Here is a 13555-nt window from a genome sequence, read left to right on the forward strand (position 1 = left end):
AGGCGCCGCCGCAGGGGCGGCATGGTATCAGTCATTGGGTGGGATACGGAAACCTTTGAGTGAGACGATAAAGTGCTCTTTCCCTTTGGAGATTTTGGCGCCTTTATCACACCAGAGGCTGGCGAGCTGGAAAAAGTCGTCGCTGTCGATGTCATAAGCCAGTTCTATTTTCTTGGCTGTGCCATAGCGGATCAGCTTTTCTGCTTCCTGATGGTTTGTTGCTTTAATGGTGGTCATAACGAAATCCTTGGTGTAAGCCAGTGCGGATAATCGACGACCATGATATGGCTGTATTGTGACAATTTTGTGATGAAAACATGACAGTGAAGGGTTGTGCGGCCTGGAGCATAACCCGGAGGTTATGCTCCCTCTGTTCGATCAACGATCGTGCGGACGTATCAGCGTGCTTTTTTTGTGTGATTTAAAGTGTTTGTACAGTGCATATCCTGCAATGCCGGCTAAAACTGCCAGTAAAGACATATATTCTGTCGCCATGAGACTAACCTCCGATATAGAGTGGCTAAGGAGCCGCTATTTGTGACAGCTATCACGTTATAGCGCAATAAGACCATTCTGTAACGATACAAGTTATTGATATTTAGGCATAAAAAAAGCGCCTATAGGAAGGCGCATAAAAATATACAACACAGCTTGTCATATCCAGCACCAGGAGGAGTGGTGGACAGGGCGCCATTGTATGAACTCCCTACGGCGGCAGATATAGGGATAACTCTTAAAGCGCAGCTACCACTGATAGCCCATATTCAGGCTGTAATCGTCATCCTGATTGGTGGAATAAGGATCCGACTGGCGGCGGCGGTCGGTTTTTTTCACCGGGCCGTTAAGCGTCGAATAGGGTTTGGCGCGCGGACGGCTACAACCGGGGTGATCGCATTCCATTTCAACGCGAAAACCGGTTTTGTCTTCTGACTCAGCCCAAACAACCGGTGGCTTGGTCGTTTTAGCTGCCGGGCCAAGGGCGGTTTGCGGCACCGGCGCAGGGGCAAGGCTTGGCTCCGGTGCGGTATAAGATAAATCTAGTGCCTGGGCTGAGTGAGCGCTCAGCACCAACAGGGCGGTGCAACAGGATACTCTTAGCGTGCGCTTTCTAAGCATGGTCCATCTCCCTTCATAATTACGCGCCGCAACTATAAAACAGCGCAACGAGAATGACTATCATTTGTGGGGGTTGGCGCCTTCTTTCCGGCGTGGTCTATGAAAAATTTCTCTTTATCGGACTTCATCGGACTTCGGGCCAAACGCATTGGTGCTGTAAAAGACGAAATTGTGTTCAATCTCAACAAGGTGGCTACTTGGTCGCGGTAAAGTTTTAAAAAAGTCGGGCTGCTTCAGGTTCCGGTTATTGGGTAAATATTGCCAATAACGCTGATAAATCAAACGGGATGGGTCAAATTCTGTGCGTTTAGCCCCGATTCCACCCAGGGGCCAACAAAAAGAGTTGCTATTAAAGCGCTGTCATGAGTTAATGCTTCTCGGCCTGTGGTACAGACCTATTTATGCACGACATTTTGAGTAAAGTAGTTCAAATTTAAAGCGTTATCCTAGATAGCTCTTCTCTGACGAATTTCCTTTCTAGTGCCTCCATAAGTAACTGATGACCGGCTATATCATATGCCCATGGTGGCTTACATTTAATATTGAAGGAATTAGACATGTCTAACATGATCAAAGGTCAAGTGAAGTGGTTCAACGAGTCTAAAGGTTTTGGTTTCATCACTCCAGCAGACGGCAGCAAAGATGTGTTCGTACACTTCTCTGCTATCCAGGATCAAGGCTTCAAGACCCTGGCTGAAGGCCAGAACGTACAGTTCTCTATCGAGAACGGTGCTAAAGGTCCGTCAGCGGCTAACGTTACCGCTATCTAATCGGCTTCTGCTGATTAATAAAAACCCGCCAAGGCGGGTTTTTTTATGCCTGTAATTTGCCTAAGACGAAAAAAAGCCCGCAAGTCTGCGGGCAAAAGTTCCTTGTTACTTCTTCATTTGCAGGCACCTCTCTGGGGGGAAGCACCTGTGAACAGACTAGCCTTTGCGCCTTTAAGATTCTGCGGCCAAAACGTTAAGAAAGTGAAAAAATGGGGGCGTGCCGACCTGCTACGCTTTAGGTAAGTGCTAAAACGAGCATGTAGCGGGCCGACGCCGCAGCTGCACGGTGTTCTTCAAACATCATTTTGTAATACACTGACATCAATGATAAATGATGGGGGAAAAGATGAAAGTTAACGATCTGGTAACGGTAAAAACTGACGGTGAACTGCGACGTGAAGGGGTAGTGCTGGCGGTAGAAGAATTTAATGAAGGGATCATGTATCTGGTCGCTCTGGACGACTATCCTGCCGGCGTCTGGTTCTTCAACGAGATTGACAGCCGTGACGGCACCTTCGTTGAGTTGCGACAGGCCAGGTAGGCTATCGACAAACAGCCAATATCTTTCCAACGCATTAAGTTAATTCGCAAAGTCATTATTCCCCAGGGGTAGGAATTTTCTATCTTTTGCTACGGGAATACCCGCCGCGGCCGAGGATGTCGTCGCGAGCAGGTATTGAGGTTATTTAAATGTTTTATATCCAGGATACTGGGTGATAAGACATTTAAAACCAAATCTAAGCAGAATACACGGTTAAGTTCTTTACCTAGCGGCTATTGACAAATATCCCGCTGGTTAAGGTGTCGGTTAAACGGACAACATGGTAAATAATTTGCTTGTTGTGCGTTTTAATTTTTCTTTTGATATTTCCCTTGTGGGAAGAGACTGTCTTGGCTTTAATTTGCATCTGGTCGGATATCTGGATAGTTCCCTGACCCGACATCCACATCCGCAACATGTTTGATTCTGTTTGACTTAGCGTAACGGGCGTCTGGTCAAATGAGGTCTTTTCCGTGCGAGTGGCTTTTTTCTCAAGATAGTGACTAAGTAGCTGATTCATAGTCTCTGGCTTGATGGATTTTGACGAGATGATGACATTTTTACGAACATATAAATAATCGTCAAAATGTACGTTGGTGATGGCCATAAAGATGAAGAATAAGGTATCCGGGTGCAGTGAAATCACCCGTTTTATACGTTCTGTCGCATTGGCTTCGTGTATAAAGCAATCTTCGTTAATAAACACCAGGCTAGGTTTCAACTTGCTGCATTTTTCATGCAGATCGTCGATGTCGTTGATGGCATTAATTTGGCGTTTTTTTACTCCGTGTGCTGTCAGGTAGTCTGTTAAACCCAATCTTGTATAGCTGCATGAATCCATAATGATCGTTGGCATATCGCACCCCCACTTAAATCCGTTTTACTGCGGTAACAAAGAGAAAAAGCCTGAAGCCTAAAGGCAAAAAAAAGGAACAAAAATTTACATATAGCGAGTGTTCTATCAATAAATACGACGGCACTCAACGATATTTTCTGACTAAACTAATTAATCATGTGAATCTATAAGTTTAGCTTAAGTCAGAATAATCTGCTAATCGACAATCTGGCAAGCAACAACGCTAACTTATGCTTGAACCGCGTGCCTACAGGCATCGTTATGATTGAATCTATGCATCATGTCACGAAATGAAATTTTTGATTGCTAGGAAAATTCTTAAAAAAAATTCATGTGTTGTTTTTTTAACATTTTTTAGCTTGATTCTTCAGCGTGTTGAATGCTGAAAAATCTCATATTTACAAAAATTATCGTTATATATCATATTGTTAATTTTTTAATTTTCGTTTTTAGTAATGAGAATCCTTTCTTTTTTTATCAGTTGTGATATCCAATAATCACATTGAGTTAACATGGAACCGGTTCTTTGTTACGGAAACTGACGCTATAACAAGGAGTTGTTGTGGCTATCTGTGCTATTTCACAAAATGTGAGAAATGTCAGAGAGTGATTAATTGGTTTCTCTGAACTGTTCTCGTTCGTTTGGCCAGTCTGGCTTTGATGAGGGGAGGGGTTCTACACAATGCCAGTCCTGCGGCCGGCCGCAACCCATCATGAAACGGGCACCGCAAGGGCGCCCTTAAACTCGGCGATTAAAACGCTTCAGGCAGGCAGTGTCGCAACGATTCCAGCGCCAGGCGGATATCTTCTTCTTCTGTCATCCAATTGACCAATGCGGCGCGGATCCCTGGTTGCCCGTTAAAACGCGTGGGGGTACAACGCACGACGCCATGTCGATCGAGCCGGGCAATAAAGCGATCTCGTGCGGCCGCGGCATCCCCTTCAACGTTACTGAGAGCGAAACACACCACGTTCAAGTTGACCGGCGCCAGCAGATGAAAACCCTCGCTGGCATCCAACCCTGCGCCCAACCGGTGCGCCAACTGGATATTACGCTCCACCATGTCTTGCATGCCGCTGCGGCCATAGGCCTTAAGCGCCATCCATAACGGGAGGGCGCGGAAACGCCGTGAGTTTTCCGGCGTCAGGTGCAGGTAGTCGTCCGGGCGCAACGTCGGCGCTTCCATATAGACCGAATGGTTTTGGAAAACCTGCATCTGCAGTTCCAAATGACGGGTGAATTGAATGGCGCTGTCATAGGGCACATTCAACCATTTATGCGCGTCAACGGTGATTGAATCCGCTTGTTCCCAGCCGGTTAACAGCGGGGAGTAGTGCGGTGAACAGGCGGCGACACCGCCAAAAGCGGCATCGACGTGCAGCCAGAACGGGTAGCGCTCGCGCAGTGCCAGCAGGCGAGGAAGATCGTCGAAAGTCACGGTGTTGACCGTGCCGGCGCTGGCCAGCACGATGACAGGCGCGCCATTGCTGGCGGCCAGGTGCCGCTCCAGCGCGGCGGTGTCTATGGCTTCGGAATCCGGCAGGCTGTCGATGATTTTCAGCGCGTCGCGGCCGATCCCGAGCATGCTGAGCGCCTTCACGCTGCTGGCATGGGCATTTGCCGACAGCACCTGAATGGGGCCTAATGCCGCCAGTCCCTGTTCGGCGACATCGATCCCACGCTGTTGCCCCAGCCACTGGCGGCCAATAGCGATGCCGACAAAGTTGGCCATGGTCGCCCCGCTGACAAAGCTGCCGCTAAATGCTTTCGGTAAACCCAGCAACGACTTCAATTGCTCAATAGTCGCCAACTCAATCGCTGCGGCAACGGTGTCGTGGCTCAGTAGACTGTTTTGGTCTACGGCACTAACCAGCCAATCCGCCGCCAGCGCCGCCGGGGTCGCGCCGCCGGTGACAAAGCCAAAATAACGTGGTCCGGCGCTGCCTGAGAGACCCTCGGCATAGCGCAACCAGAAATCTTCCAGCGTCGCCAAAGCGCCGTTGCCACTGTCCGCCAGTTGGTCGTCGCCCAACTGCAGCTGCTGGGCCTCAAGGGGAGGGTAAACCGGGCGCTGCTTCAACCCGGCCAAAAATCCGTCTGCCAACTGGCGGGTCCGTTCGAGTATCTGTGGAAATTGGTCAAGGTCCTGTTGTAAACGAGGGTGCATCTGTGGCTCCGGAGAGAAGAGGATAAGGGTTACACCATAGACCATTTGCTTTAGTGCGAAAATCGATGAAAAATGACCCTTTTGGATAGCTGGACTAACCAATGTTCAATGAGCGTGTTCCCTTGCATACCCTGCCGACTTTTGTGATTGCCGCCAAACTGGAGAATTTGCGTGCCACCGCGCAGCAGGTGCATCTTACCCACGGCGCGGTCAGCCAACAGATCCAGCAGCTCGAACAGGCGATCGGTTGCGCGCTGTTTGAACGGCATGGGCGCGGGGTTCGTCTGAATGCCGCCGGGCACGAACTGCTGGCGGTGGCGGAACCGGCGCTGCAGGCGCTGCAACAGGGGATTGGCCGCGTCAGGCGCGTTGCGCAAAGCCACACGTTGCGCATCAGCGTGCTGCCTTCTTTCGCACACTATTGGTTAATGCCGCGCCTGCCGGCTTTCCGCGAGGCCTGCGCCGGTATTGCACTGGATATTGATGCTTCGTTGGTGTTGCAAGATCTGGCGCGTAAAGGCTTCGATGCGGCTATTCGGATTGGCGAGGGGCAATGGCCGAACGTGCAGGCACGGCGTATCGCTTCCGGGGATGTGGTGCCGGTGGCTACCCAAGAGTTGGCCCAGCAGTGGCAGGCGGCATTCGACAAGGGTTCACCGCGCATGCCTTTGCTGGAGCATGATGTTACGCCGTGGCGCAGGTGGTTCGCGGCGCACCAACGGGGGGAGTGCGGCCAGCAAATGGCGCTGTTCAATGACGCTGGTTTGCTGATCCGCGCCGCCGAGCAGGGGTTCGGTATTGCGCTGGTGAAAAGGCTGCTGGTGAGCGATGCCCTGGCGGAGGGACGTTTGGTGGCACTGGCCGAGGCCAAGCATCTGGATAAGGGCGATTTTTACCTGGTTTGGCCACAGACCGCCGGATTGACGCCGGCGGTCGAAGAGTTATTGCACTGGTTGCAGCGCCAATTGGCCTGAGATCAGCGGCGCAGCCATTCCGGCTGGGAAGTGCCAAGCGTGGTGGCGGGCAACGCCCAGAGCAGCGCCGTACCCTTCAAATGCAACGGGGCGCACAGGCGCAGCGCAGGACCCCAGTGGGTCAACTCGGTTTCCGGGTTTTCATCGGCGGCGGTTGCAGGCATCAGCGGCTTTGACAGATGCCCCTGCGGATAAGGATTATCGAACAGCAACTGCGCGGTGCGGGCCAGGGAAAGCCGTGCGCTGTAACCGGTGCCGCGCGTCAGCCGCTCGCGCATGCCATGCAGCACCGCCGTCGCCATCAGGTAACCGGTAGCGTGATCCAGCGCCTGTACCGGTAGGGGCAGCGGCATGGCGGCGTTTTTCCACGCCATGCCTGAGGACGCCAGCCCGCAACTCATTTGCACCAGGCTATCGAAACCGCGCCGTCCGCGCCACGGGCCGCTCCAGCCGTAAGCGTTCAGACAGACGTCGATCAACCCTGGCGACAGCGCGCGACGTTGTTCTGCGCCATAGCCTAATTTTTCCAGGGCGCCTGCGCGGTAGCCATGAACGATGACATCGGCATTTTTCAGCAGATGCTCAAAGGTGTGGCGATCGTGAGCGTTATGCAGGTTCAGGCGTGCACAGCGTTTACCGAGGATCACTTCATGCTCGACGCCTGGCTCATCCCAACCGTAGGGATCGATACGCAAGACGTCCGCACCCAGCCCGGCCAGAAAGCGGGTGGCGATCGGCCCGGCGATAATCCGCGTCAGATCCAGCACTCGCACGCCGTGCAGCGGTCTGGCGGCAGGCAGCACCCAGTCAGGCGGGGGGGCTTCCGGTTGCAGCGTTTGGTGGATTAACGGTTCCAGCGCGACGCTTTTGCCTTGAATATGCTGTCGCCATGCCTCGACCGGGCGCATTTCCGCCGCGCAGCCGCCAGCCTCGATCACCGCCTGTTCCAATTCGCTTTTTTTCCACTCCAGTACTTTTTGCGCCAATGTGCCTTTATCCTGATGCGGACCCAGTACCTGCTCCACCGCTTTGCGGTGATGCGGCGCATTGGTATGCAGGCGGATCCAGCCGTCACGCGTGGCATAATCGCCGGCCAGCGCGTCCCAAGCGGCAGGCAGTTGCCACCCCAGCGGTCGCAAGGTCCAGCCGAACCACAGCGAAGCCAACCGACGATCGACAAATACCTTCGGCATACCGCCTTTGCTTTGTTGCAACAACCCTGCGCAGGCCAGACCGGCAGCTCCCCAGCAAGCCGTAGCCAGTTCGCTCACCGGGAATGCGCTGGCCAGTTCGCCTTCACCGCTGACCGCCAATGGGTCCTCTGGCGTGGCGCGGTGACCCAGGCTTTGCCAGATCTCTTCGAGTAACTTTTGGGTAAGGGTAGGCATCAGTAAACTCCATCGTTGCCGAGCGGGGGACTGAGCCTAGCGTAGTTCACCCCGGCCGGAGTTGCTATTGCTTGGTGTTCAGGGTGCGGCCATCCGCTAGCGTGGCGATCGGCCAGGGTTTGCCTGGCCTGCGGGGATTGTTGAAGCGCCAGCCTGGAGATAATAGGGGAATCACCCAAAGCCAATGCGGCAGATTACGTTGCAGGTCAAATAAATGGCGCTATTCAGTTTAATTTCTGTTTAATAAATTCGCCTTTACATCATTACCCTGCGTCATTATACTCAGCCAAAATTTCAATGGGGAAACAAAATTGGACAGTTTTAGTTGTAGCGATATAAATAAGGCAAGCTGACCAATCCTCTTCTGATTTGTTGCTTGCCGAAAATGGCGGGCAGCACCCCTCTCTTGTTATTCCGAGCTGTGCAAACCCGAATCTCATTGTTGTACCTGAGGCCCAATGGCATCAGGCGAATTGATTTGGACGTTATTATGGTAGTTTTCAACCACAGCCTTTTCCCTCCAGGCACTGACGCGCTCGTTCGCTAATATATTATTGGCGCAGTTTCGCGTGTGCTAAAAAGCACATGATTTTATCTCCTGCTGTTTATTAAGGGGACAGTCATGGCTATGACTCCTTTTGTTTTAAATTTATTACTGGCGATGAGCCTGGGCGCGGTTATTGGCGCCGAACGGCAGTGGCGTCAGCGTATGGCCGGCCTGCGTACCAATGCGCTGGTGGCCACCGGTGCGGCGGTGTTTATTCTTAGCTCCATGTCCACCGATCCTTCCAGCGCCGGACGGGTTGCCGCGCAGATTGTTTCCGGTATCGGCTTTCTGGGGGCCGGGGTGATCATGCGAGAAGGGCTGAACATCCGCGGTCTCAATACCGCCGCCACGCTGTGGTGTTCGGCGGCGATTGGCGTGCTGTGCGGCCTGGGACAGTACTGGAATGCGGTCCTGGCGACGCTGGTGATCCTGTGCGCGAATATTCTGTTGCGCGAAGCGGCCCAGCGCATCAATTTGCAACCGCAACAGCAAGCGACCGATCTGGAACTGTGTTATCGCATTCAGGTTACCTGCGGCGAACAAGATGAAATACTGGTACGTACCCTGATATTGCAGGCGCTGAACGGCGTGGCATTAAGATTGCAATCCCTGCGCAGCGCCGATATATCCCTCCCTGGCCAGCTTGAGGTTTGTGCGGAGATAACGGCCAATCCTGCAGCGCAGAAAGAAATTGAAGGTATTGTCTGCCGCGTCAGTCTGGAAAAAAGCGTTAGCGCCGTACGTTGGCGCGTAGTTTCTGAATTGCCGGTTTAACTTTTATTAATATTCACTTTATTTTGGGTGGTAAGGAGGTGTCATGGACGGTGACCCCATAATATTAATTATTCGGCGTGATTGCCTAGGATTATAAACAGCGGTAATCACGCTAATTAAATAAATTCCACTCTGCGCCTATTCACCTGTTAATCAGGCGGGGTAACCCTGTGTGCAGAATAAGATAAGAGAATAGCGTTATGACCTATATCAATGAAAACCTACGCCGCCGCGATAAAAAAACGGCACCTTACGCCATCGCGCAAGAGGCGAAAAACAGCGTCGATCAGACGCTGGCAAATTTAAAATGCAACCGCACCGGCCTGACCCAAGAGGATGCCGATGAACGTCTGGAGCAATTTGGCGTTAACCAGGTTGCCCATGAGAAAGCGCCGCACGCGCTGGTGCAACTGATTGGCGCGTTTAATAACCCGTTTATCTTTGTTCTGATGGTGCTGGCTGCGATCAGTTTCTTTACCGACTACTGGTTGCCTCTCCGGCGCGGTGAAGAAACCGATCTCATTGGCGTTATCATCATACTGGTGATGGTTGCACTCAGTGGGCTGCTGCGTTTCTGGCAGGAATACCGTACCAACAAGGCGGCGGAAACGCTGAAATCGATGGTGCGTACCACCGCAACGGTCTTGCGTCGCAGCAGCTTCAGCGCGCAACCCTTGACGTTGGAAGTTCCCATCCGCGAACTGGTGCCGGGCGATATTATCCAGCTTTCCGCCGGAGACATGGTGCCGGCGGATGTACGCCTGCTTGCCTCACGCGATCTGTTCATCAGCCAGGCGATTCTCACCGGGGAGGCGATCCCGATCGAGAAATACGATGCGATGGGCAACGTCAGCCAAAAATCGAGCGAGGAAGAAGTTTCCAGCGAGCATGCGCTGTTGGAACTGCCGAACGTCTGCCTGATGGGCACCAATGTTGCCAGCGGCACCGCCACGGCGGTTGTGGTGGCGACCGGGGGGCGTACCTATTTTGGTTCGCTGGCCAAGTCGATCGTCGGTTCCCGTTCGCAAACTGCCTTCGATCGTGGGGTGAACAGCGTCAGTTGGCTGCTGATCCGCTTTATGCTGGTGATGGTGCCGATTGTATTGCTGATCAACGGCTTTACCAAAGGCGACTGGAGCGAAGCGGCGCTGTTTGCTTTGGCGGTGGCGGTGGGTTTGACGCCGGAGATGCTGCCGATGATCGTCAGCTCCAACCTGGCGAAGGGCGCAATCGCCATGTCGCGGCGCAAAGTGGTGGTCAAGCGCCTGAACGCCATTCAGAACTTCGGTGCGATGGACGTGCTTTGTACGGATAAAACCGGCACCCTGACCCAGGATCGCATCATCCTCGAACATCATCTGGACGCCAGCGGCACCAAAGACAATCAGGTGTTGCATCTGGCGTGGTTGAACAGCGCCCATCAAAGCGGCATGAAAAACCTGATGGATCAGGCGGTGATCCGCTTCGGGCGCGGCAAGCCGGGCATCGAGGCGCTGGGGCGTTTTAGCAAGGTGGATGAGCTGCCGTTCGATTTTGTGCGCCGTCGTTTGTCGATCGTGGTGGCGGATGAAAATGGCCAACAGCGGCTGATCTGCAAAGGGGCGGTGGAGGAGATGCTGGACATCGCCACCCACGTACGTGAAGGGCAGCAGACGCTGGTGCTGGATGAGGCGCGGCGTGCGGCGCTGCAGGCGCTCGCGGCCCAGTATAATGAGGACGGGTTCCGCGTGCTGGTGCTGGCGACGCGGGAACTGGGCGAACGGAAAACATCCTTGCCGCTGAGCGTGGCCGACGAGCGCGATATGGTGATCCAGGGCGTGCTGACCTTCCTCGATCCGCCAAAAGAGAGCGCGCAGGAAGCGATAGCCGCACTGCAGGAAAACGGCGTGACGGTGAAAGTGCTGACCGGCGATAACCCGGTGATCACCTGCAAGATTTGCCGCGATGTGGGGCTGGAGCCGGGCGAGCCGCTCTCGGGCCCGCAAATCGAACAGATGGACGATGAAACGCTGGCGCGCGAAGTGGAACAACGCACGGTCTTTACCAAACTGACGCCGCTGCAGAAATCGCGGGTATTGCAAATGTTGCAGGCGAATGGCCATACCGTTGGCTTCCTCGGCGATGGCATTAACGATGCCCCGGCGCTGCGCGATGCGGACGTCGGTATCTCGGTAGATACCGGTACCGACATTGCCAAGGAGTCGGCGGATATCATTCTGCTGGAAAAAAACCTGATGGTGCTGGAAGAGGGGGTGATCAAAGGTCGGGAAACTTTCGGCAATATCATCAAATACCTGAACATGACCGCCAGCTCCAACTTCGGCAACGTGTTTTCGGTGCTGGTGGCCAGCGCGTTTATCCCGTTCTTGCCGATGCTGGCGATCCATCTGTTGATTCAGAACCTGATGTACGATATTTCCCAGCTGTCGCTGCCGTGGGACAAGATGGACAAAGAGTTCCTGCGCAAGCCGCGTAAGTGGGATGCGAAAAACATCGGCCGCTTTATGCTGTGGATTGGGCCAACCTCATCCATTTTTGATATCACCACCTATGCGCTGATGTGGTTCGTCTTCGCCGCCAACAGCGTCGAACATCAGGCATTGTTCCAGTCCGGTTGGTTTATTGAAGGGTTGCTGTCGCAAACGCTGGTGGTGCATATGCTGCGCACCCAGAAGATCCCGTTCATCCAAAGCACCGCCGCATTGCCGGTTCTGCTGACCACGGCGCTGGTCATGGCGTTGGGCATTTATCTGCCGTTCTCGCCGCTCGGTGCCTGGGTTGGATTGCAGCCCTTGCCGTGGGAATACTTCCCGTGGCTGGCCGGCACGCTGATCGGCTATTGCGCCGTGGCGCAGATGATGAAGCGTTTCTATATTCGCCGCTTCGGTGAGTGGCTGTAATTAGCCTAACCGCCGGGTGCGATGCCCGGCGGTTATAACAATTTTTTCACCAGCAGGCCGAGTACGATGGTCAGCGTAAAGGAAAACAGCGTGCCGAGCAGGACATACTCGGTACGCATTTTGTCATCGCTCTGCCGCAGATCGCCAAAGCGAAAAATAGACTTTGCGGCCAGCAAAAAGCCGATCGCCGGAATTTGGCCGATCAACACAAACGTCAGGATCAGCGTTCTTTCCAGATAACCAATCTGTTTGCCCGCGCGCAACAGCGAGTCGTTGTCGGCTTTGGCCGAGAGCGGCATTTGCGGCGTCCAGTGCGCCAGCAGTTGCCCAATCAGTACGCCCATCGGCATGTAAATCATTAAATACGCCAGCAGCAGCAGCCCAAACTGTGCCCCGGTAACGGCGGTGCCAAGCGCGGCCAGCAGGCTGCGGGGTTCCGGCATCAGGCACAGCCACAGCAAAACGATCACCGCCAGATGCAGGCATTGATCGAGCAGAAAACCGCCGGCCCGGCTTAGGCGAGCCAGGAGCGTGACTTTCAGCAGGTCGATAATATAGTGGCTGATGGCGATAACCAGCAAAGTAGCCAGCGCCCCGGCGGCGGAGAGCCCGCCGTGCAGCAGACTGAAACCCGCCACCGCACAGGCGGCCAGTACACCGTGCAGCAAGGCGTGCAACAGCAGCAAAGGCGACCGCGCGCGCCGGCGGGTTTTATCCTCCACCCAACTGAGCGGTTGCAGCGGGAAATCAGCCAGTAAATGGGCAATCAGCAACCAGGTCAGTAACGGCGCGTAGGTCAAATCCATATTCAGGTGATCCTGTTAATCGCGTGAATAAATCGCATGATCTCCTCATAGGCCGCTCGTTTTAGCGTTGCGGAGACCGTGGACGCGGCTTTATGCAGTTTCTCGGCCACCTCCAGGTTGGTGGCGGCAAACATTCTCGCCTGTACTATCTGCGCCTCGGCTTGCGACAGGCGACCAATCACATGATCTAACATCGGCAGCAGATCGCTGACAATGGCATTCGTCTCGGCATGATCATTTTTCAGAGCCAGCCTGCAATTTTTCTCCAGGCTGTCCAGCGCGTGGCCGGAATTGACAAAGGCGCTGGCATAACCGGCCGCTTGCGGCTGGCCGTCACCCAGCCCGACAGCGATACGGGCATCCCACTGGCCGGCGTCCATCGCTTTGAGTGCGATGCGGATATACGCCGCCAGCAGCAGGCCGGATTGCGGTTCGGCCACCGCCTGGAAGCTGTCGCCGCGGAAAATCTCGAACCGTTGGATAAGCTTAGCCCGTTGCAGCCGGTTGAGCAGGGCGTTTAGGCCGGTAATGTAATTTGCGGTGTCGAGCTGCCGCGAGTTGACCAGATCGCCGGTGATCACGCTGAGTCGTGTTTGCATGTTTTTCTCTGCTTTGAAGCGATAACTCACCGTTAAAATTCGCATCTAAATACGAATATGTCAATTATTCGTATCTGAATGCGAATTTTTGGCTTATTCGCTTCCATAGGCGAATT

12 protein-coding genes are annotated in these 13555 nt (G+C 53.9%); 5 read left to right on the top strand and 7 right to left on the bottom strand.

What is annotated here, in order from left to right:
• Positions 1 to 27 precede the first annotated feature (27 nt).
• Both V2S86_RS04080 and V2S86_RS04085 read right to left on the bottom strand, forming a co-directional pair.
• The gene (locus V2S86_RS04080) at positions 28 to 237 is read right to left on the bottom strand and encodes a hypothetical protein (protein WP_006319262.1); all 210 of its coding nucleotides are present in this window, start codon (positions 235 to 237) and stop codon (positions 28 to 30) included.
• 507 nt (positions 238 to 744) lie between these two features.
• The gene (locus V2S86_RS04085) at positions 745 to 1116 is read right to left on the bottom strand and encodes a hypothetical protein (RefSeq protein WP_330761343.1); all 372 of its coding nucleotides are present in this window, start codon (positions 1114 to 1116) and stop codon (positions 745 to 747) included.
• A 557-nt stretch (positions 1117 to 1673) separates the two neighbouring features.
• On the opposite strand from V2S86_RS04085, the gene cspE reads away from it, so the two are divergent.
• Both cspE and dsrB read left to right on the top strand, forming a co-directional pair.
• Positions 1674 to 1886, top strand: coding sequence for a transcription antiterminator/RNA stability regulator CspE (cspE, locus tag V2S86_RS04090; RefSeq protein WP_004946278.1), 213 nt, complete (start codon positions 1674 to 1676; stop codon positions 1884 to 1886).
• Positions 1887 to 2232: 346 nt separating this feature from the next.
• On the top strand, positions 2233 to 2427 hold the full coding sequence (gene dsrB / locus V2S86_RS04095; protein ID WP_330761344.1) for a protein DsrB: 195 nt from the start codon (positions 2233 to 2235) through the stop codon (positions 2425 to 2427).
• A gap of 226 nt (positions 2428 to 2653) precedes the next feature.
• Here dsrB and rcsA read toward each other — a convergent pair whose 3' ends face one another.
• Together rcsA and V2S86_RS04105 are read right to left on the bottom strand one after the other, a co-directional pair.
• The gene (gene rcsA / locus V2S86_RS04100; protein ID WP_330761345.1) at positions 2654 to 3283 is read right to left on the bottom strand and encodes a transcriptional regulator RcsA; all 630 of its coding nucleotides are present in this window, start codon (positions 3281 to 3283) and stop codon (positions 2654 to 2656) included.
• Between the two features lie 752 nt (positions 3284 to 4035).
• Positions 4036 to 5451 carry a pyridoxal phosphate-dependent decarboxylase family protein gene (locus V2S86_RS04105; protein ID WP_330761346.1) on the bottom strand — a complete coding sequence of 472 codons (1416 nt, stop codon included), beginning with the start codon at positions 5449 to 5451 and terminating at the stop codon, positions 4036 to 4038.
• Between the two features lie 101 nt (positions 5452 to 5552).
• Between V2S86_RS04105 and V2S86_RS04110 the strand changes: the two genes are divergently transcribed.
• Positions 5553 to 6425 (top strand): LysR substrate-binding domain-containing protein, encoded by an 873-nt coding sequence (locus tag V2S86_RS04110; protein WP_330761347.1) that lies wholly within the window; start codon positions 5553 to 5555, stop codon positions 6423 to 6425.
• 2 nt (positions 6426 to 6427) lie between these two features.
• Here V2S86_RS04110 and V2S86_RS04115 read toward each other — a convergent pair whose 3' ends face one another.
• On the bottom strand, positions 6428 to 7813 hold the full coding sequence (locus tag V2S86_RS04115; RefSeq protein ID WP_330761348.1) for a CoA transferase: 1386 nt from the start codon (positions 7811 to 7813) through the stop codon (positions 6428 to 6430).
• Positions 7814 to 8435: 622 nt separating this feature from the next.
• Between V2S86_RS04115 and V2S86_RS04120 the strand changes: the two genes are divergently transcribed.
• Complete coding sequence (locus V2S86_RS04120) at positions 8436 to 9134, top strand: MgtC family protein (protein ID WP_311992132.1); 699 nt, start codon at positions 8436 to 8438, stop codon at positions 9132 to 9134.
• Positions 9135 to 9334: 200 nt separating this feature from the next.
• Positions 9335 to 12034 carry a magnesium-translocating P-type ATPase gene (mgtA, locus tag V2S86_RS04125; protein WP_330761349.1) on the top strand — a complete coding sequence of 900 codons (2700 nt, stop codon included), beginning with the start codon at positions 9335 to 9337 and terminating at the stop codon, positions 12032 to 12034.
• A gap of 32 nt (positions 12035 to 12066) precedes the next feature.
• Here the strand turns inward: mgtA and V2S86_RS04130 are convergent, their stop codons facing one another.
• A complete protein-coding gene (locus tag V2S86_RS04130) occupies positions 12067 to 12840 on the bottom strand; it encodes a DUF3307 domain-containing protein (RefSeq protein WP_330761350.1) in 774 nt (257 codons plus the stop codon).
• 2 nt (positions 12841 to 12842) lie between these two features.
• Positions 12843 to 13439: a hypothetical protein gene (locus tag V2S86_RS04135; RefSeq protein ID WP_330761351.1), complete on the bottom strand. Its 597-nt coding sequence runs from the start codon at positions 13437 to 13439 to the stop codon at positions 12843 to 12845.
• Positions 13440 to 13555 lie beyond the last annotated feature (116 nt).

The organism is Serratia sp. C2(1) (assembly GCF_036352655.1).
Taxonomy (GTDB): domain Bacteria; phylum Pseudomonadota; class Gammaproteobacteria; order Enterobacterales; family Enterobacteriaceae; genus Serratia; species Serratia inhibens.